Origin of the sequence: Micromonospora sp. WMMD1102, assembly GCF_029626265.1 — a bacterium.
In the GTDB taxonomy this organism is placed as follows: Bacteria; Actinomycetota; Actinomycetes; order Mycobacteriales; family Micromonosporaceae; genus Plantactinospora.
In genome coordinates this window covers 431,808-449,482 of sequence record NZ_JARUBN010000001.1, presented here as the reverse complement: position 1 = coordinate 449,482, position 17,675 = coordinate 431,808, and the positions used below count along the sequence as shown (strand labels likewise).

At 72.5% G+C, this 17,675-nt stretch carries 20 protein-coding genes and 1 pseudogene; 12 read left to right on the top strand and 9 right to left on the bottom strand.

The window, feature by feature from the left end; genetic code table 11:
• Positions 1 to 107: 107 nt before the first annotated feature.
• Genes O7626_RS02260 through O7626_RS02250 form a run of 3 tightly spaced genes read left to right on the top strand, consistent with a single transcriptional unit; the run spans position 108 to position 2,073 of the window.
• On the top strand, positions 108 to 467 hold the full coding sequence (locus O7626_RS02260; RefSeq protein WP_278058745.1) for a GntR family transcriptional regulator: 360 nt from the start codon (positions 108 to 110) through the stop codon (positions 465 to 467).
• Positions 464 to 1,384, top strand: a complete 921-nt coding sequence (locus O7626_RS02255) for an ABC transporter ATP-binding protein (RefSeq protein ID WP_278058743.1) — start codon at positions 464 to 466, stop codon at positions 1,382 to 1,384. The genes O7626_RS02260 and O7626_RS02255 overlap by 4 nt, the downstream gene beginning before the upstream one ends.
• Complete coding sequence (locus O7626_RS02250; RefSeq protein ID WP_278058741.1) at positions 1,381 to 2,073, top strand: ABC transporter permease; 693 nt, start codon at positions 1,381 to 1,383, stop codon at positions 2,071 to 2,073. Before O7626_RS02255 ends, O7626_RS02250 begins: the two co-directional genes overlap by 4 nt.
• A 39-nt stretch (positions 2,074 to 2,112) precedes the next feature.
• Here O7626_RS02250 and O7626_RS02245 read toward each other — a convergent pair whose 3' ends face one another.
• From O7626_RS02245 to O7626_RS02235, 3 genes are read right to left on the bottom strand one after another with little or no spacing between them, the layout of a single operon-like run.
• Positions 2,113 to 2,556, bottom strand: coding sequence for a DUF6069 family protein (locus tag O7626_RS02245; protein WP_278058739.1), 444 nt, complete (start codon positions 2,554 to 2,556; stop codon positions 2,113 to 2,115).
• 34 nt (positions 2,557 to 2,590) lie between these two features.
• The gene (locus O7626_RS02240; protein ID WP_278058738.1) at positions 2,591 to 3,421 is read right to left on the bottom strand and encodes a DNA-formamidopyrimidine glycosylase family protein; all 831 of its coding nucleotides are present in this window, start codon (positions 3,419 to 3,421) and stop codon (positions 2,591 to 2,593) included.
• Between the two features lie 40 nt (positions 3,422 to 3,461).
• Positions 3,462 to 3,872 (bottom strand): VOC family protein, encoded by a 411-nt coding sequence (locus tag O7626_RS02235; RefSeq protein WP_278058736.1) that lies wholly within the window; start codon positions 3,870 to 3,872, stop codon positions 3,462 to 3,464.
• Positions 3,873 to 4,016: 144 nt separating this feature from the next.
• On the opposite strand from O7626_RS02235, the gene O7626_RS02230 reads away from it, so the two are divergent.
• From O7626_RS02230 to O7626_RS02220, 3 genes and pseudogenes are all read left to right on the top strand, one after another.
• Positions 4,017 to 4,376 carry a hypothetical protein gene (locus O7626_RS02230; protein WP_278058734.1) on the top strand — a complete coding sequence of 120 codons (360 nt, stop codon included), beginning with the start codon at positions 4,017 to 4,019 and terminating at the stop codon, positions 4,374 to 4,376.
• Positions 4,373 to 4,540: a hypothetical protein gene (locus O7626_RS02225; protein WP_278058732.1), complete on the top strand. Its 168-nt coding sequence runs from the start codon at positions 4,373 to 4,375 to the stop codon at positions 4,538 to 4,540. The genes O7626_RS02230 and O7626_RS02225 overlap by 4 nt, the downstream gene beginning before the upstream one ends.
• Before the next feature lie 86 nt (positions 4,541 to 4,626).
• Positions 4,627 to 4,815, top strand: a pseudogene (locus tag O7626_RS02220) (epoxide hydrolase); the annotation flags it as partial.
• Between the two features lie 28 nt (positions 4,816 to 4,843).
• On the opposite strand, the gene O7626_RS02215 reads toward O7626_RS02220, so the two are convergent.
• The 4 genes from O7626_RS02215 to O7626_RS02200 form a co-directional block, all read right to left on the bottom strand.
• Positions 4,844 to 6,577, bottom strand: coding sequence for an ABC transporter ATP-binding protein (locus O7626_RS02215; RefSeq protein WP_278058730.1), 1,734 nt, complete (start codon positions 6,575 to 6,577; stop codon positions 4,844 to 4,846).
• Positions 6,574 to 8,289 (bottom strand): ABC transporter ATP-binding protein, encoded by a 1,716-nt coding sequence (locus tag O7626_RS02210; protein ID WP_278066034.1) that lies wholly within the window; start codon positions 8,287 to 8,289, stop codon positions 6,574 to 6,576. The genes O7626_RS02215 and O7626_RS02210 overlap by 4 nt, the downstream gene beginning before the upstream one ends.
• Positions 8,290 to 8,519: 230 nt before the next feature.
• Positions 8,520 to 9,119 (bottom strand): GNAT family N-acetyltransferase, encoded by a 600-nt coding sequence (locus O7626_RS02205; protein WP_278058729.1) that lies wholly within the window; start codon positions 9,117 to 9,119, stop codon positions 8,520 to 8,522.
• A gap of 29 nt (positions 9,120 to 9,148) precedes the next feature.
• Positions 9,149 to 10,126, bottom strand: coding sequence for an AraC family transcriptional regulator (locus O7626_RS02200; RefSeq protein ID WP_278058727.1), 978 nt, complete (start codon positions 10,124 to 10,126; stop codon positions 9,149 to 9,151).
• Between the two features lie 107 nt (positions 10,127 to 10,233).
• Here O7626_RS02200 and O7626_RS02195 point away from each other — a divergent pair, with 107 nt between their 5' ends.
• The 3 genes from O7626_RS02195 to O7626_RS02185 all read left to right on the top strand — a co-directional run bounded on the left by O7626_RS02195 (position 10,234) and on the right by O7626_RS02185 (position 13,593).
• Complete coding sequence (locus tag O7626_RS02195) at positions 10,234 to 11,199, top strand: NADP-dependent oxidoreductase (RefSeq protein ID WP_278058725.1); 966 nt, start codon at positions 10,234 to 10,236, stop codon at positions 11,197 to 11,199.
• 107 nt (positions 11,200 to 11,306) lie between these two features.
• Entirely contained in the window at positions 11,307 to 11,948 is a 642-nt protein-coding gene (locus tag O7626_RS02190) for a hypothetical protein (RefSeq protein ID WP_278058723.1), read from the top strand.
• Between the two features lie 67 nt (positions 11,949 to 12,015).
• Positions 12,016 to 13,593, top strand: a complete 1,578-nt coding sequence (locus O7626_RS02185) for a nucleotidyl transferase AbiEii/AbiGii toxin family protein (RefSeq protein WP_278058721.1) — start codon at positions 12,016 to 12,018, stop codon at positions 13,591 to 13,593.
• A gap of 399 nt (positions 13,594 to 13,992) precedes the next feature.
• Here the strand turns inward: O7626_RS02185 and O7626_RS02180 are convergent, their stop codons facing one another.
• Positions 13,993 to 14,880, bottom strand: a complete 888-nt coding sequence (locus O7626_RS02180; RefSeq protein WP_278058719.1) for a helix-turn-helix transcriptional regulator — start codon at positions 14,878 to 14,880, stop codon at positions 13,993 to 13,995.
• A gap of 407 nt (positions 14,881 to 15,287) precedes the next feature.
• Between O7626_RS02180 and O7626_RS02175 the strand changes: the two genes are divergently transcribed.
• From O7626_RS02175 to O7626_RS02165, 3 genes are all read left to right on the top strand, one after another.
• Positions 15,288 to 15,476 carry a hypothetical protein gene (locus O7626_RS02175; protein WP_278058717.1) on the top strand — a complete coding sequence of 63 codons (189 nt, stop codon included), beginning with the start codon at positions 15,288 to 15,290 and terminating at the stop codon, positions 15,474 to 15,476.
• Complete coding sequence (locus O7626_RS02170; protein ID WP_278058715.1) at positions 15,476 to 15,808, top strand: hypothetical protein; 333 nt, start codon at positions 15,476 to 15,478, stop codon at positions 15,806 to 15,808. The genes O7626_RS02175 and O7626_RS02170 overlap by 1 nt, the downstream gene beginning before the upstream one ends.
• 575 nt (positions 15,809 to 16,383) lie before the next feature.
• Positions 16,384 to 17,115 (top strand): cellulose binding domain-containing protein, encoded by a 732-nt coding sequence (locus O7626_RS02165; RefSeq protein WP_278058713.1) that lies wholly within the window; start codon positions 16,384 to 16,386, stop codon positions 17,113 to 17,115.
• Between the two features lie 4 nt (positions 17,116 to 17,119).
• Here the strand turns inward: O7626_RS02165 and O7626_RS02160 are convergent, their stop codons facing one another.
• Positions 17,120 to 17,608 carry a cupin domain-containing protein gene (locus O7626_RS02160; protein ID WP_278058711.1) on the bottom strand — a complete coding sequence of 163 codons (489 nt, stop codon included), beginning with the start codon at positions 17,606 to 17,608 and terminating at the stop codon, positions 17,120 to 17,122.
• Positions 17,609 to 17,675: the final 67 nt, after the last annotated feature.

The following is a 17,675-nucleotide window of genomic DNA, read 5'->3' as shown; positions in this document are numbered from 1 at the left end:
CCCGACCGGGTCGAACCGCCCCCCGGCGCCGGGCCCTCGGCGGGCGACCGCGCGGCAGACAGGTCGCGGAACTCGGCGGGCGAGTGCGCGGCGGACGGGCCCGGCTGATGGAAGACGGGCGACCGATCTTTCTGCAGATCGCCGAGCTGATCGAAAACTCGGTCATCGACGGCACGCTCGCCGAGGAGAGCCAGGTGCCCTCCACGAACGAGCTGGCGGCGTTCCACCGGATCAACCCGGCGACCGCCGGCAAGGGCGTCAACCAGTTGGTCGACGACGGGATTCTCTACAAGAAGAGAGGTATCGGCATGTTCGTCGCCACCGGCGCCCGGGCCAGGCTGCGGGACCGCCGTCGCGAGGAGTTCGCCGAGCAGTACCTGCATCCGCTGCTCACCGAGGCCAACAAGCTCGGCATCGACGCCGACGAGTTGAAGCGCATGATCGACCGATGGGAGCAGGGGCGATGAGCACGGTGGTCGGCGCCCGGCACGTCAGCAAGCGGTTCCGCGACGTCACCGCCCTGGACGACGTCAGCTTCACCCTGGAGGAGAACCGGATCCACGGCCTGCTGGGCCGCAACGGCGCCGGCAAGACCACCCTGATGCAGATCATGACCGGGCAGCTGCTGGCCAGCTCGGGCGAGCTGACCATCGGCGGGAAGCCGCCGTACGAGAACGAGGCGGTGCTCTCCCGGGTCTGCTTCGTCAAGGAGAGCCAGACCTATCCGCAGTACTTCAAGGTGCGGCACGCACTGGAGTCGGCCCGGCTGCTCTTCCCCGGCTGGGACGAGGACTTCGCGCAGACGTTGCTTGCCGACTTCCGGCTGCCGGTGGACCGGCACGTCCGCAAGCTCTCCCGGGGCATGCACTCCATGCTCGGCATCGTCATCGGGCTCGCCTCCCGCGCCCCGCTGACCCTCTTCGACGAGCCGTACCTCGGTCTCGACGCCGTTGCCCGGCACCTCTTCTACGACCACCTGCTCACCGACTACGCCGAACACCCGCGCACCGTGCTGCTCTCCACCCACCTCATCGACGAGGTCGGCGAACTGCTCGAACACGTGCTCCTGCTCGACCGGGGCCGGATGCTGCTGGACACCACCGCCGAGGCGCTGCGCGGCCAGGTGGTCACCGTCGCCGGCCCGGCCGCCGCCGTCGACGAACGGGCGGCGCGCAACGAGGAACTGCACCGGGAGACCCTGGGCCGGTACGCCCGGGTGACCCTGCGCGGCAGCTTCGACGCCGCCGAACGCGCCCGGGCTGCGGAGCTGGGCCTGGACCTGGCGGCGGTCTCGTTGCAGGACATCGTCGTCCGGCTCACCACCGCACAGGCCAGGTCCGGTGGCGACGCCGCCGCGACCGACCGGAAGGAGACCGACCGATGAACCGGGTGCTGACAGTGAACCGGGTCCAGCTGGTCGGCTGGCAGAGCACCCTCGGCTGGCCCTGGCTGGTGTTGCTGATGGTCTTCGCCGTCAACTACGCCCTCTTCCTGGCGATCGGCGACCGGGAGCAGAACCCCACGACCGGCGCACTGGTGTCGATCTACATCGTCGTCTTCGTCGGCAGCATCAACTGGATCACCCAACTGCTGCCGTTCAGCATGGCGCTGAGCGTGATCCGGCGGACCTTCTACCTCGCCTCCGCGTTCTTCCTGGTGGTCCAGTCGGTCGTCTTCGGCCTGCTGCTCTTCTGCTGCCAGCTGATCGAGGACGCCACCGACGGCTGGGGCATCCGGCTGCGGTTCTTCGGGCTGAACTTCGTCGACGACCTGCATCCGCTGCTCCAGATCGCGGTCTACACGATGCCGTTCGTGCTGCTCGGTTTCCTCGGCATCTTCGTGGCGGTCTTCTACAAGCGGTTCGGGATCAACGGGATGTGGCTGCTCTCCGCCGGCACGCTGCTCGGGGTCGCCGTCGCCGCCGTCCTGCTCACCTGGCTGGATCTCTGGTCGGTCGTCGGCGGTCGGCTGGCCGACCAGCCGACGGCCGCCTGGATCGTCGGCTGGCCGGCGCTGCTGACCGCCGCGCTCGCCGCAGTGGGCTACCTGACCATTCGCCGGGTCACCCCCTGACGGGACGGTGAACCGGACCCTGCCCGACAGGGGTCCGGTTCACCGTCCGGATGCGGGGGCCGACGACCGGCGGACCGCCTCCAGGGTGAGCACCACGACGATGCCGAGCACGACGTGCATCGCGGCCGGTGCCACCCGGGTACCGGTGTCGGCGCCGGCGTTCAGCGGCCCCAGCACCGTCAGCAACGCGAGTCCCCCGCCGACGACCTGGGCGACGCGGAGGATCGGCCGCCACCAGAGAGAGATCAACACCGCCAGTCCGGTTCCGACCACCAGCGGCGGCACCGACGCGACCAACACACCGACAGCGTTCACCTCGTGCTCACCGGTGGCGTCCCGGTAAACGAACGAGACACCCGCGATCTTGCCGACGGCGAAGACGAGGAGATTGCCGACGGCCGCGGCGACGACGCCGCCACCGATCGCCTGCCACCAGTTCAGTCCACGACCGGTCAACACCGGCCGGTTCTCGGTCACACTCATGGCGATGACTTTCCAGCCTCAACAAGGGTTCAGGTCAAGCCCGGCGGCGGGCCCGGGGCGCCGGCTGGCACCCGGGGCACCAGTAGGAGTTCCGGCCGGCGAGGTCACCGCGCAGGATGGCGGCGCCGCAGAGGTGACAGGGCAGGGCGGCGCGACGATAGACGTAGACCTCGCCGCCGTGCCGGTCGACTCTGGGCGGCCGGCCCATCGCCTCCGGCAGATGGTGCGGATGCACGGTGTCGATCCGGCCGGTCCGCACCGCGGTACCCATCAGTTCGACGAGATCCGCCCAGATCCGCTGCCAGCCCTCCGGGCTGAGGTTCCGGCCCGGGGTGGTGGGTGGCAGGCCGGCCCGGAACAGTGCCTCGGTCACGAAGATCAGACCGGTGCCGGCGACTATCGACTGGTCGAGCAGCAGCGCGAAGAGCGGGGTGGGGCTGCGCCGGATCCGGGCGTACGGCGCGTCGGGGTCGGCGTCGGCGCGCAGCGGATCGGCGCCGAGCCGGGCCCGCAGCGCCTCGACCTCCGGTGGCGACAGCAGTTCGCAGGCGGTCGGGCCGCGCAGGTCCAACCAGTGCCGGTCGCTGCGCAGCCGCAACCGGACCTGGCCGACCGGCTCCGGCGGCTCACCGTCGCCGTCGGCGAACTTCCCGTAGAGCCCGAGGTGTACGTGCAGGGTCCGGTCGCCGGCGTAGTGGTGCAACAGGTGCTTCCCGTACGCCTCGGTGACGTCGAGCACGGAGCCGGAGAGCAGTGCGGCCCCCTCGGCGAACCGCCCCTGCGGGCTGCCGGCCAGCACCTTCTCCCCGCCGAACAGCTCCTGGTGCCGGGCTGCCAGCCGGTGCACGGTGTGACCCTCGGGCATGGTCGCCAAGCATAGACAGCCGGTTCGGGCGGCCGGCGGCTCAGCCGCGTGGCGCGGAGATGTTGACCATCCACGGTACGCCGAACCGGTCGACGCAGGCACCGAACTCGTCGCCCCACATCTGCCGCTCCAGTGGCACCGACACGATGCCGCCGTCGGCGAGCGCGGTCCAGTACCCGCGCAACTCGTCGCCGTCGTCCCCGCTCAGGCTCACCGTGATGGCGTTGCCGGGCTCGTAGTCCATCTCCGCCGGCACGTCGGAGCCCATCAGGGTGAAGCCGCTGTCCGTCTCCAGCATGGCGTGCATGACCTGGTCGCTCTGCTCGCCCTCGGTGCCGAACTCGCCGAAGGTGTTCACCACCAGGTTGCCGCCGAAGACGCGCTGGTAGAACTCCATCGCCGCCCGGGCGTCGCCGCGGAAGCTGAGGTACGGGTTGAGTCGGGTCGGCACCGGATGCTCCTGGAGTCGCGGGGACGGGTCGTCGTCGGGGACTAACGACTCAGGGGCACGCGGCGTTCCACCCGAGCCGGGCGGACATGGCGAGTTCGTCAAGGCAACTTGACGTCAAGGTGATCTGACGGCAGGGTGGACCGCATGACCACTCCCGACGAGTTGGAGCAGCGGTTCACCCTGCTGACCGCCGCCGCCCGGTACAACCAGCTCCGGCTGCGCGACGCGCTCGCCCCACCGGCCGACGACCCGGAGGACGACGACGACGAGCCCGACCCGGACGCCCGGCCGCTGAGCCGGGAGGAGGCGCTGGAACTGCTCGCCCTCGGCGAGGTTCTGGTGCGGAAGGCGGCCTACGGCCGGCAGTTGACGGTCCGGACGGCGCGCGCTGCCGGTGCCTCCTGGACGCAGATCGGCGCCGCCCTCGCCACCAGCAAGCAGTCGGCCTGGGAGACCCACACCCGCTGGCTCGCCGACCAGCAGCCGGACGGGAGCCGGCCGTGAGCGGCGGCACTGACACGGCGGCGGGCGTGCGGCCCCGCCTGGATCACCGCGGCGGGGACGACCTGCGGCCGTACCGGCTGGCGGTGGCCGAGGCCGAGTTGACCGACCTGCGCGAACGGCTGGCCCGGACCCGCCGGAACCGGGGGCGCTGCCGCTGGTGCTGACACACGGCTGGCCCGGGTCGATCGTGGAGTTCCTCGACGTACTCGGACCGCTCGCCGACCCCGGCCGGTACGGCGGCGGCCCCGATCCGCGCCGGCTGGCCGTGCCGACCGGGGTCGCCGTCTTCGGCGCGGACGTCGCCGCACCGGTACGCCGGCTCGCCGAGCGGGACAACCACATCGTGCACTGGACGGAGTACGACCGGGGCGGGCACTTCGCCGCGATGGATCAGCCGGACCTCGTCGTCGCCGACGTACGGGCCTTCTTCCGGGCGCTCCGCGCAACGGCGGTGCGGGGTCAGCCGGTCAGCCGTGCCAGGAGCGCCAGAGCGCCGCATAGGCGCCGTCGGCCCTGAGCAGCTCGTCGTGACTGCCCAGCTCGGTGATCCGGCCGTCCGCCATCACCGCCACCCGGTCGGCGTCGTGCGCGGTGTTCAGCCGGTGTGCGATCGCGATCACCGTACGTCCGGCCAGCACCGCCCCGAGCGCCCGTTCGGTCCGCCGGGCCGTGCTCGGGTCGAGCGCCGCGGTCGCCTCGTCCAGGATCAGCGTGTGCGGGTCGGCCAGCACCAGCCGGGCCAGCGCGAGCTGCTGCGCGTCGGCCGGACCCAGCTCCCGGGCCCCGTCGCCGAGTTCGGTGTCGAGCCCGTCGGGCAGTTCGGCGTACCAGTCGGCACCGACCGCGACCAGCGCGGACCGCATCTGCGGGTCGGTGGCATCCGGGGCGGCGAAGGCCAGGTTGTCCCGCAGCGAGCCGAGGAAGACGTGGTGCTCCTGGGTGACCAGCGCGATCCGGCGGCGGCGCTGCGCCGGGTCGAGGTCGGTGATCGGGCAGCCGCCGAGGGTCACCTCGCCGTGCCGGGGCCGGTCGATCCCGGCCAGCAGCCGGGCCAGCGTGGACTTGCCGGCGCCGGACGGACCGACGACGGCCAGCCGCTCGCCGGGACGGATCACCAGGTCGATGCCGTGCAGCACGTCGGGTCCGTCCGCGTAGCCGAACCGGGCGCCCCGGACCAGGAGTTGCTGCCCGGGTGCCTCGGAGGTCCGGCCGCGCGGCTCCGGCGGCACCTGGCCGACGCCGAGCACCCGGGCGAACGACGCCAGCCCGCGCTGCGCCTGCTCCAGCCAGAGCAGGAGTTGGTCCAGCGGGCCGATCGCCTGTTGCAGATAGAGCGTGGCGGCCACCACCTCGCCGAGCGTGACCAGCCCGTTGTGCAGACCGAGGCCGCCGACGAGCAGCACCGCCGCGATCGGCAGCGGATAGCTCCCCTCCACCACGGGAAAGAAGACCGAGCGCAGCCCGAGGGTACGCCGTCGGGTAGCCCACACCCGGCCGATCCGCTCCCGGCCGTGCGCCATCCGTTCCTCGCTGAGCCGGAGCGCCTCGACGGTCCGGGCGCCCTCGGCGGTGGTGGTGAGCGTCTCGGTCAGCTCGGCCGATGCGGCGCCCTCGGCGAGGTAGGCGGTGGACGCCCGGCGCAGATACCAGCGGGTCACCGCGACGATCGACGGCAACCCGGCCAGCGCGGCGACGCCGAGCACCGGATGCAGCAGGAAGATCGCCCCGAAGAGCAGGACCAGTTGCGCCGAGGCGATCGCCACCACCGGCACCACCCGGCGCACCGTCAGCCCGACCGTGCCGACGTCGACCGAGCTGCGGGTGGCGAGGTCGCCGGTGCCGGCCCGCTCGACGACCGAGACCGGCAGCGCCAGCGTCCGCCGGACGAACTCCTCGCGGAGCCGGGCCACCGCCCGCTCCCCGAACCGGTGGCCGGCGTACTGGGCGTAGCGGAAGAGCACGGTCTGCACGAGTACGCAGCCGACGATCGCCAGCGCCAGCCGGTCCACGGTGGCTGTCCCAGCGCCGGCCACCACCATGTCGACGATGACGCCGAGCAGCCAGGGCGCGGCCAGCCCGGCGACGGTGGCCGCGACGTGGAGTACCAGGATCACCGCCACCGCCCGCCGGTCCCGGCGGATCAGCTCCAGGGTTGCCCGGCGGACTTCGGACGACTCCGCCACCGGAAGTCCGGTCGTCATCGCAGCGCCTCGGCGGTGTCGGCGTTGGAACTGCCGGCCGGGACCGGCTCACCGTCGCGGGAGACCAGCGCCCGGTAGTCCGGGTCACGGTCGAGCAGTTCGGCATGGCTGCCGGTGCCGACGATCCGCCCGGCCCGCAGGTGCGCCACCTGCTCGGCGTGCCCCAGCAGCAGCGGCGAGGTGGCGAGCAGCACCGTCGTCCGGGCGGCCCGGGCCGCCCGGAGCCGCTGCGCGATCCGCGCCTCGGTGTGCGCGTCCACCGCCGAGGTCGGGTCGACCAGGATCAGCACCTCCGGTTCGACGAGCAGTGCCCGGGCCAGGCGTACCCGCTGCCGCTGGCCGCCGGAGAGCCGGCGGGCCCGGGTGTCGATCGCAGTGTCCAGCCCGTCGGGCAGGGCGTCCAGGACGTCCTCGGCCGAGGCGACCCGCAGGCCGGTGCGCAGCCGCGCGTCGTCGTGCCGCCGCCCACTGTGCAGGATCTCCCGGAGCGTCCCGGCGAAGAGGTAGGAGTCGTGGTCGGCGAGCAGGATCCGCTCCCGCACCTCCGGCAGGGCGACCTCGGCCAGCGGCACACCGCCCCAGGTCACGTCGCTGGGTGCGTACCGGCCGAGCCGGTCGGCCAGCGCGGTCGCCTCGGCCGGGTCGGCGGCGGCGACCGCGACCAGCCGGCCGGCCGGCACGGTCAGCCCGGTGGCCGGATCGTGCAGGTCGGCGGGACCGGCCGGAGCGGACCGCGCGGCGGCGGGACGGTTCCGTCCCCGCCCGACAGCCGAGTCCTCCGGTCCGGTCGCCCCGTCCGGTCCGGTCACCTCGTCCGGGGTCAGCCGGAGCAGGTTGACGATCCGGCGGGCGGCGACCCGGCCCCGGATCAACTGGTAACTGCCCTCCAGCATGAACCAGACCGGGATGACCAGCACCGCGACATACCCGTAGACGGCGACGAGCTGCCCGATGGTGATGTCGCCGTGCACGGCCATCCTGGCGGCCAGCCAGATCACGGCGGCGAGGAACCCGGCCGGGACGGCGGCGGTCAGCGCCTCGATCCAGCTGCCGACCGCGCCGACCCGGTAGCCCTCGCTCCGCAGTTCCCGGGACTGGTCCGCGTACCGGCGGGCGAAGAGGTCCCGGCCGCCGACCCCGGCGAGCACCCGCAGCCCGGCGACGATGTCCCCGGCCCGGGTGGTGAGGACTCCCTGCCGGTGCCGGTAGCGGGACTCGGCCCGGTCCAACCGGCGCAGCAGCGGGCCGACCAGCAGGGCGACCGCCGGCACGCCGAGCAGGACGCAGATGGCGAGCCGTGGGGAGATCGACCAGAGGATGACGGCGACGACCGTGTACGCCATGACCGCGCCGACGCCCGGACCGGTGAGCGTCAACACGTGCGAGGTGTTGGTGATGTCGGAGCCGCCGACGGTGGCGACCTCGCCGGCGGCGAGCTTGCGGGGCAGCACCGCACCGATCCGGGTGAGTTGCCGCAGCAGTACGGCGGCGGAGCGGGCGCTGGCGTCCTCCCGGATGAAGGTCATCGTGCGGTGCCGCAGGATGCCGAGCTGGGCCAGCCCGAACCCGGCGACGACGATCGCGGCGACCCAGAACAGCAGGGCACCCGTGTCACCGGTGCGCAGTCCGTCGTCGATCGCCCGGGAGACGAGGTACGGCCGCAGCGCGAGCCCGACCATCCAGGCCGTGCCGATCAGGCTGCCCCGCAGCACCCGGACGGGTTGGCTGCGCACCAACCACCAGATGTAGCGCAGCGGTCCCCGGGTGTCCGGCACCCCTGGATCGGGATGCGGGAGCTGCGGCGGCACCCGCCCAGGTTACCGAGCCGGGCATGGCGGCCCCACCCATTTCAGCGCTGGGCGAAGCGTTCCGGCTGAAGACGTTGGGAAGCATGTCGTCCGGACGGAGCTGCGGCGGCGGCTCCCCGACCTGCCGGGATGACTCAGAGCCGCAGGCCGAGATAGGTGAGCGGACCGGGGTCGGCGACCTCGACGACGTGGAAGCCGAGCCGGTCGTAGAAGGTCCGGGCCGGACGGTTCGCGCTGATCATGCCGACGTGCAGCCCGGGTACGCCGGCCCGGCGCAGCGCCGCGACGAAGGTGTCCATCATGGCCCGGCCGTGGCCGGCGCGCTGGTAACCGGGGAGCAGGTCGATGTGCAGGTGTGCCGGATAGTCGTCGAGGCCCGGCACGACCATCCGCTCCGGGGTGTGCAGTTCGTACGCCATCGCCTCGTCCCGGGTCGCCGGTTCGCCGGCCGGTGCCGGATAGCGCTCGGCGACCCGGGGCAGCCACTCGGCCCGGAACCGCCGGGCGAAGACGCCGGTGTCGGCGGTACCGAGTACGTAGCCGACGGCCCGTCCGCCGTCGTCCAGCACGAACGCCAGTTCCGGCTCCAGTTCGGCGTACGGCAGGGCGAAGATGTTCGGCAGGATGTCCGGGTCGGCGTACGAGCCGGAGGCGTCCTGCCCCAGGTCGGCGGTACGGATGCAGATGTCGTGCACGGCGTCCCGGTCACCGGGCCGGTACGGGCGGATCTCCATGTGCGGCAACATATCTGCTGGTACCGCTCTCACACCTCCCCGTGGTGACCGGTGCGTCGGAAGCGGCCCGGGGCGATCCCGTAGCGGCGCTTGAACGCGGCACCGAAGGCGAACTCGGAGCTGTAGCCGACCCGGCCGGCGATGGCGGTCAGCGGCGCGTCGGACTCCCGGAGCAGCCGGGCGGCGAGGGTCATCCGCCACCAGGTCAGGTACGCCAGCGGTGGCCGCCCGAGCAGCGTGCTGAACCGGCGGGCGAACGGCGCTCTGGAGAGCCCGGCCTCGGCGGCCAGGGTCGCGACCGTCCAGGGCCGGGCCGGCTCGCGGTGGATGGCCCGCAGTGCCACGCTGGTCACCGGATCGCGCAACGCGGCCGCCCAGCCGGAGCCGGCCGCGGGTGCCCGGTCGAACCAGGCGCGCAGGACGAAGAGCAGCAGGGTGTCCAGCAGCGCCGGCACGATGGCGTCGGTGCCGAGCCGGGGTGTGCCGAGCTCGGCGGCGAGCAGGTCGACCGTGGATCGCAGTTCGGGGTGCCGTCCGAGGTGCGCGGGCAGGTGGATCAGTTCGGGCAGGTCGTGCAGGAGCGGGTGGGTCCGGGCTGGGTCGAGTTCGTAGGCCCCGCAGAGCGTCACCGTCACCCCGGCGGACCCCGCTACCGTCCCGGCGTCGACGCCGGTCGAGTCGCCGTGACCGGGTCCGGTGGCAGCGGCGGACCGGACGAGGGCCTGCGGGACGGTCGGGTCGCAGGCGGGTGCGACGGGGCGGGTCGACGGGTTGTCGGCCAGGACGTGTCCGCGCCCGTGTGCCCGGAACAGCACGTCCCCGACGGCCAGCGGCACCGGCTCGGCCTCCGGCCGGATCAGCCAGCACGGGCCGCCGAGGATCACCTGGAAGCCAACGGCTCCGGGCACCGGCCCGAACTCCTGGGCCCACGGAGCGGGCCAGGCCAGCCTGGCCGATCTCGGCCGGCCGGACCGCATCACCGCGACCAGGTCGCTGAGCACGTCCATCGCGGCAACCGTATCCGGACCGAGACGATCGGAACCGAGACGATCGAACATGAATCCGGGACTGACCAGCATGGGTAGTCCCGGCCACCCGGCCTACGTTTCTTCCCGTGAGAACCGAACGAAGCATGCGGGCCGCACGGATCCACCGGTACGGCGACGCCTCCGTGATCCGCCACGACGAGGTCCCCCGGCCGGTGCCCGGCGACGGCGAGGTGCTGGTCGAGGTGGCCGCCACCTCGTTCAACCCGTCCGAGGTCGGTCTGCGCGCAGGGCTGCTGCGATCGCTGTTCGCGCTCGAGTTGCCGTACACCCTGGGTTGGGACGTGGCCGGCACGGTCGTCGAGGTGGGTGGCGGGGTGCGGACCTGGACCGTGGGGGACCGGATGGTCGGCCGGGTCGACACCGGCGGCGCGGCGGACTATGTCGTCGCGGCGGCCGGCACGGTGGTGCCGGCTCCCCGCACGGTGCCGCTGGCGCACGCCGCCGCGCTGCCGGTCGCCGGGCTGACCGCCTGGCAGGCGGTGTACGAGCAGGCCCGGCTCACCTCCGGCCAGCGAGTACTCGTGAACGGCGCGGGCGGCGGCGTCGGCGGCTTCGCCGTGCAACTCGCCAGGTACACCGGGGCGACGGTGATCGCCACCGCGAGCCGGCGCAGCGCCGGGACGCTACGCCGGCTCGGTGCCGACCAAATCGTCGACTACACCGCGACCTCGCTTGTCGAGGCGCTGGACGAGCCGGTCGACGCGCTACTCAACCTGGTCCCGCTCGACCCGCGGCAGGCTGGGGCGCTGCTTCCGCTGGTCCGGCCGGGAGGCATCCTGGTCTCGGCCACCGTTCCCGTTCCCGCGCCGGCCGGCTCGGCGGTCCGGACGACGCGGTTCGTGGCCCGCAACGATCCCGACCAGCTCGCCGGGTTGGTGGAGCTGGTGGACGCCGGTGTCGTCCGGTTGGACATCGCCGGGTTTAGGCCGCTGGCCGAGTTGGCCGAGCTGCACCGGGAGGCGGAGGCCGGGCGGATCCGGGGCAAGACGATCCTGATCCCGGCGGGTGTCACGGCCGACGCGCCGCACTGACCTCCGCCAGGCAGCCGGCCGTCAGCCGGTGCGGGTCCCGCGTCGTACCGTGGGGTTGTTGCGTACCGGCCCGCGCTTCGGGGCCCCGAGCTCGCGAAAGGCCGACGATGCACATCCCCGCCCGGTTCAACGGGCCGCCCGGCTCCGGCAACGGCGGCTACTCCGCCGGCCTCTTCGCGCACGGTGAGAGCGGCGAGGTCACGCTCCGGATGCCGCCGCCGCTGGACACCCCGCTGTCGCTGCTCGGCTGCCAGGTCCGCACCACCGACGGCGCCGTCGTGGCCGAGGTGGCGCCGGGCGCCGGGATCGACACCGTGGTCCCGCCGATCGGGTACCCGGACGCGGTCGAGGCCGCCAAGGGGTACCCGGGTTTCGTCGACCATCCGTTCCCGACCTGCTATGTCTGCGGTCCCGAGCGCACCGACGGGTTGGCGATCTATCCGGGGCGGCTCGCCGACGGCAGCACCGCGGCCCCGTGGACCGTTCCGGACGACGTCTCTACCCCGACCGTCTGGGCCGCCCTGGACTGTCCCGGCGGCTGGGCGGTGATCGGCGCAGGTCGCCCGTACGTGCTGGGCCGGATCGCCGTGGAGCTGGACCGGCTGCCCGCCGCCGGTGAGCGGTGCGTGCTGCGTGGTGCCCTCGCCACCACCGAAGGCCGCAAGGCCCTGGTGCACACCACCCTGTACGGCGGGGACGGCACCGAACTGGCCCGCGCCCGAGCCACCTGGATCGCCCTGCCCGGCTGACCCCGGCAGGGGCGCGACGGCCGACAACGCGCTTTCTCGGCTGGCGGCGTCCTCGTACGCTACGCCGGTGTCTGAGGTGTCGGGGGACTTCGAGATCCACGTGACGACGTACGGGCAGCACGCCGACCGGCTGGCGACGCTGGCGGCGGAACGCGGGGTGAAGTTCCTGCACATCATGCTCGACCGTGGCGAGTTCACCTCGCAGCCGATGCTCACCCTGACCGGCCGGGGCACCCTGGCGGAGCAGCACGCCGTGGTGCGGCGGTGGCAACGCGAGCTGCGCGAGGCGGGCATCCACCCGTGCCGGTCAGAGATCGAGGCGGCGCCGTGGTGTGCCGGCGTACCACGGTCCGACGCCGAGGCGGCGAACGAGCCGGCGGGGCGGTATTTCGAGCACCACGTGAAGCTGCTGCTGCCCACCGCGACCGTGCCGGAACTGCTGGCCGTCACCGACCTGGTCAGCCCGCACGGCGCCCGGCTGTCCCGCAACGCCCGGCGGGAACGGGCCGACGGCGGGCAGGAGAGGTTCGTGACCCAGCGCTGCCACGGCGTCGGGCTCGACACGGCCAGGTTACGACTCGACGCGCTCGTCGAGGACCTCCGGTCGGCCGGTCACGAGATCGTCTCGGTCGAGCAGGAGTACGTGGTCTTCGACAGCGACCTGGCCCACGACCGGGGTTGGCTGACCGGGTACGCCCGATGGCAGCCGAACGAGTACGCGATCAGGCGGGAGGAAGAGTTGCGCTCCGCACCGGTCGCCGGCCCGGACTTTCCGCCGACCTACCGGCCACTGCGCGCCGACCCGGCGGTACGGCAGCGGGCGGCGTTCGATCCCGCGCTGAAGCAGTACCCGAACGCCTACCGTGCCGGCGAGCCCACCTTCCTGGCGGCCGACACCGGCCGGCGCTGGATCGGCGCCCGGCACGCCGCGATCAAGCGCGTCCTGGCGGCGGTCGCCGCGACGTCCTGGGGCGAGCGGCTGGTGCTGCGCGGCAGTGTCACGATGGCGGCCTGGGTCGGCGAGGCCGCCCGGGAGCCGGGCGACCTCGACTTCGTGGTCACCCCGCACACCGTCACCAGCGACAGCGCGGAGGCCCGCGCGCTGCTGGACGGGCTCAGGGTCGCCGTGCGGCGCATCCCGGACGACGCCGGGCTGCGGGCGGACGAGATCACCGAGTCGGCCATCTGGACGTACGAGCGGGCCGACGGGCGACGGCTGGTCGTCCCGTTCGGCGCGCCCGGGGCACCGGACGGACACGTGCAGCTCGACATCGTCTTCGGGGAACGGCTGCCGGTCGCCCCGGAGGTGCTGGTGCTGCCCGGCGTGGACGAGCCGGTCCTGGCCGCGCCCGCCGCGCTCTCGCTGGCCTGGAAGCTGCTCTGGCTGGCCACCGACGCGTACCCGCAGGGCAAGGATCTCTACGACGCCGTGCTGCTGGCCGAGCACAGCACCGTCGACCGGGAACTCGTCCGCACCATGATGCGGCCGGAACTCGGTGCCGAGGCCGACGTCTTCACGGCGGAGACGGTGCTCAACTGGGACGTCGACTGGAGCAACTTCGTCGACGAGTACCCGGGAGTCACCGGCACGGCTGAGCAGTGGGCGCGGCGACTGGCGGTCGCGCTCGACCGGGCCTGGGAATGACGCCGGCCTCGGGGCCGGCGATCTCGGCGGCCGGTTCGTGCACGTCGGGGCCGGCGATCTCGGCGGCCGGTTCGTGCACGTCGGGGCCGACGGCCCGGTCGCGGCCGGCTGCCTCGCCGTCGGTCGCGACCCGGCGGCGGGCGCGACGATGCGGGTGCCCGTCGGGGTGGGCGCGGAGGTGGAGTGGGACGATCCCGCTCCACCGTCCACCGTCCCGGTCCCGGGCAACGGCGGGGCACCGAATCTCGTCCGTCCTCTCGGCTCGGCCCGATGCTGGGCCGGCCCGCCGGTCGCCGCTGTCTCCCCACACCGGCGACGTACGGCAGGCTGCCGACTACCGCTTCTCCCTCCCCGTACCGCTGTCCGGCCGGAGCCGGCCGGACGCTGTCCCGGCGGGCGTCAGCCGCCGTACTCCTCGGCCACCGTCGTGATCAGCTTCCGGGACAGCTCCTCGGTGAGACAGATTTCCTCGAAGTCCCGCCAGAGGGCGGCGTGGCTGTCCACCTCGTGCGGCTTCTCCAGATAGAGCGCGCCGGTGAGGCCGCCGCTGTAGACGATCGGCGGCTCGGTGCGGCGTCCGAGCCCGTCCTTCGGAAACTCCAGGATCGCGAAGCCGCCGTTGGCCCGCTCGGCCCGGTAGAGCCCTGCCGAGAACGGCAGCACCCGTACCGAGATGTTCGGCTGCTGGCTGACCGTCACCAGGTGGCGCAGCTGCTCGCCCATCATCTGCCCGCTGCCGGCGGCCCGGCGCAGCACCGCCTCGTCGAGCACCACGTCGAGCTGCGGCGCCGGTCCCCGCTGCCCGTCGAGGATCTCCTGCCGGGACAGTTCGATCCGGACTGCCCGCTCGCGTTCGGCGGGTGCGAGTTCGGGACTGACAATCCGGGAGACCTCGGTGGCGTACGCCGGGGTCTGGAGCAGCCCGGGTACGAACTGCGGCTCGTACATCCGGAGATGGCTCGCCACGGCCTCCAGCCCGAGGTACGGCTCAAACCACCCGGGGATGGCCTCGCCGTAGCAGTGCCACCAACCCCGGGCCCTGGTTTCCTTCGCCAGCCCGGTCAGAGCCTCGGTCATTTGCGGTGACGCACCGTATATCCGGCACATCGCCTCGACGTCCAGCGAGCGCATGCTGGTCGCCCCGCTCTCGATGCGCCAGATCTTCGGCATCGACCACTCCAACGCCTCGGCCACCACCCTGATGGTGAGCCGGGCATCCTCGCGGAGCTGGCGTAGGTGCCGCCCCAGCTCTCTGCGAGGAACGGTGGAGTCCACCCCTGCCTGCACTTCACTCCCCCTCTCCGGTATTACCTTTTGGATGAACCTTTCATTCGGCTTGTAATGTCCACTGAGTACTCTCCGTGATTCAGGTAATTACAGATCGTTAGAGGGAAATCGTTCAACCAAGACGTAATATTGCATTGTTTCTCGCTCTAGTAAAGCATCGATTCATGGCAGCCGAACCTCTGACGACCGAAGCGGGGGGAACGGAAATGTGGGACCACGATCCGGCCACTCCGCTCTGGACCTGCACCGGATGCGGCGACGACTGGCCCTGTACGGCCCGAAGACGACAGCTGCGGGCGGAGTTCGCCGGCAGCATCGTCTCACTCAGGTACTACCTGGCCCATCATCTCGTCAACGCCGCCGAGGATCTGCGACATGTTCCCGCCGGTTGGTTACACAATCGTTTCATGGCCTGGACGGACCGGGCCGCGGATCCGCCGCCGTACACCTCGGCGGACATCCTGCTCAACAGCTATCGGCTGGCCGACTCGCACAGCCCCGATCGGTTCGGGAGATGCCCGGTCTGCGGCGATGCCGGCAACTGCTGGGTACGACTCGACCCGAACGGACCCGGCTTTCTCATCCCGGTCCCCTGATGCGCGAGCCACCTCGCCCCGGAATGGTGGTGCAGGTCGGGGCGGCTGCGAGCGTACAGTTCGCGGGTCGGCGGGGACTGTTGTTCCGGGTGTCGAGGGTCAGCGAAAAGCCCACCTATCACGGCTGGTGCTGGCTCACCGGCTACAGCTTGGACGAGTACGGCAGGGCAGTTCGACGCCGGGAAATCTACGTCCAGTTGGCCGGTCTGCAACCGGCCCGCCCACGCCCACCCGAGCCGAAGCGGGCCGCCCCGCCGCCGCGAGTACGAAGGGCGGAACCGGTCCGGCGTACCGCCCGGAAGCCGAGACCTCTGCCGGCCGCGCTGATCTGAAGTCGCAAATGACGTACCGCCGCCCGGTCCGACTCCACGGCGGCCCGGGTGGACCGGGGAAAATGCCGGCGGAAGGAGCCCTTCCACTTGCCTTCCCCTCGTTGCACTCGCCATACCCGATACCTGCTACGCATGTTCTACGCCGTTTTCTGGTGATCGGCCGGCCGGCAATGACCGGATCCGTATCACGACGGCGTCCGGTACCCCGCCAGCGGTACCGGCAGCCGAGGCGGCGGCGCCCGCACGAGAAATCCCGGTCGGAAACCATGGGAGGGGGCGACCGGGGTCCGCGCGGCGCGCCGCCGCCCGGCTGGGCGCGACCGCCACCCGGCGAGGACGACGAGCAGCCGGCCGGCCATGACGACGAGCAGCCGTCCGTGCCGCGGGGTGCGGCCGGCGACGGGTCGCCGGAGACGACCGGGTCGTCCGGTACGACCGAACCGGCAGCGACCTTCCGGCCGACCCTGACGCATGGGAGGCTGTCGATGTTTCGCGCGGGACGGGCACGGGTCAGGCCGCCGACGGGCAACGGCGGCGCCCTCCACATGCCCTGTTTCCGACCCGAAGGGAATCCGATGACCGTCCCCTCCGTACGCCGCTGGACCACCGCCGTCGCCGCCCTGGCCCTGGCCGTCACCGCCGGGCTCGTCGCCCCACCCGCCCCGGCCCGGGCAGCGGTCGCCTGCGAGGTCGACTTCACCGCCTCCAACTGGAACGGTGGCTATCTCGGCAACGCCCTGCTCCGCAATCTCGGCGACCTGCCCTGGGAAAGGGTCGTGGTGGAGTTCACCCTCCCCGACGGCCACCAGCTCGCGTCGATCTGGAACTACAACGTGGTGGTCCTCGGCCAGAACGTGCGGGCGGAGAGCAGCCCCGGCCTGGCTGCGGTGCCGCCCGGCGGAACGACCTCGTTCGGCTTCGTCGCCCGGCACAGCGGCACTTTCCGGCCGCCGACCAACTGGCGGGTCAACGGCGCGACCTGCTCGGTGCGCGGCTCGGCTCCGGCCGTGCTCGCCGACCCGACGGCGGCGACGGTGCCCGAGGGTGCCTCCACCAGCTTCACCGTACGACTGAGCCACCCGCCGGCCGGGTCCGTCTCCGTCCGGATGACGACGAGCGGTACCGGCACCTGGGCCGTCCCGCCGATGGTGCTCACGTTCTCGCCGAGCGACTGGAGTACGCCGAAGTCGTTCGCCGTCTACAGCAGCCAGGACGCCGACGCGGTCGACGACGTGGTCGTCTTCACCCTCGCCGTGCCCGGCTATCTCTCCGACACCGTGACCATCACCCAGGCCGACGACGACTGAGCGGTCAGTGGGTGGGCGGCGGTCCGAGCAGTTCGATGCCGTGCCGGGCCGCCGCGTGCCCGAGGGCGGCGGGGTCGACCGGTCCGGGATCGGGCAGTCGCGGTTCCCGGGCCGGCGCGCCGACCTCGGCGGCGAACCGCTCGAACCCGGCGGGCGCGGTGATCTGCAGGGTACGCAGCGGCTCGTCGGCGCCGACCAGGAAGGTGTGGGCCAGACCCGCCGGCAGCAGCACGAAGTCACCCGGCCCGACCGGAAACACCTCACCGGCGCAGCGGAACTCGGCGGCGCCGGAGATGACGTAGAACATCTCGTCCTCGGCCAGATGCCGGTGCACCGGCGGCGCGAAGCCGGGCGGGTTCACGAATTCCACGACGGTGACCCGCCCACCCGTCGCCGCGCCGTCGGCCTTGACCGTCACCAGGCTGCTGAGGAACCACAGGGTCTCCCCTTCGGCCTCTCGGCGTACGAACGGACGGATTGCCGCATCGGTCATGGTGCCGCCTCCTTCGAGCCTCGCCCGGACCGCCGCCGAGTTGTGCGGTTGCGGGACCAATTCAACA

Bases quoted from the DNA above. Each gene is read 5' to 3' on its own strand.
- O7626_RS02260 (WP_278058745.1), top strand. From the start codon at position 108: ATGGAAGACGGGCGACCGATCTTTCTGCAGATCGCCGAGCTGATCGAA.
- O7626_RS02255 (WP_278058743.1), top strand. From the start codon at position 464: ATGAGCACGGTGGTCGGCGCCCGGCACGTCAGCAAGCGGTTCCGCGAC.
- O7626_RS02250 (WP_278058741.1), top strand. From the start codon at position 1,381: ATGAACCGGGTGCTGACAGTGAACCGGGTCCAGCTGGTCGGCTGGCAG.
- O7626_RS02245 (WP_278058739.1), bottom strand. From the start codon at position 2,556: ATGAGTGTGACCGAGAACCGGCCGGTGTTGACCGGTCGTGGACTGAAC.
- O7626_RS02240 (WP_278058738.1), bottom strand. From the start codon at position 3,421: ATGCCCGAGGGTCACACCGTGCACCGGCTGGCAGCCCGGCACCAGGAG.
- O7626_RS02230 (WP_278058734.1), top strand. From the start codon at position 4,017: ATGACCACTCCCGACGAGTTGGAGCAGCGGTTCACCCTGCTGACCGCC.
- O7626_RS02215 (WP_278058730.1), bottom strand. From the start codon at position 6,577: ATGACGACCGGACTTCCGGTGGCGGAGTCGTCCGAAGTCCGCCGGGCA.
- O7626_RS02205 (WP_278058729.1), bottom strand. From the start codon at position 9,119: ATGGAGATCCGCCCGTACCGGCCCGGTGACCGGGACGCCGTGCACGAC.
- O7626_RS02200 (WP_278058727.1), bottom strand. From the start codon at position 10,126: ATGGACGTGCTCAGCGACCTGGTCGCGGTGATGCGGTCCGGCCGGCCG.
- O7626_RS02190 (WP_278058723.1), top strand. From the start codon at position 11,307: ATGCACATCCCCGCCCGGTTCAACGGGCCGCCCGGCTCCGGCAACGGC.
- O7626_RS02175 (WP_278058717.1), top strand. From the start codon at position 15,288: ATGGCCTGGACGGACCGGGCCGCGGATCCGCCGCCGTACACCTCGGCG.
- O7626_RS02170 (WP_278058715.1), top strand. From the start codon at position 15,476: ATGCGCGAGCCACCTCGCCCCGGAATGGTGGTGCAGGTCGGGGCGGCT.
- O7626_RS02165 (WP_278058713.1), top strand. From the start codon at position 16,384: ATGACCGTCCCCTCCGTACGCCGCTGGACCACCGCCGTCGCCGCCCTG.
- O7626_RS02160 (WP_278058711.1), bottom strand. From the start codon at position 17,608: ATGACCGATGCGGCAATCCGTCCGTTCGTACGCCGAGAGGCCGAAGGG.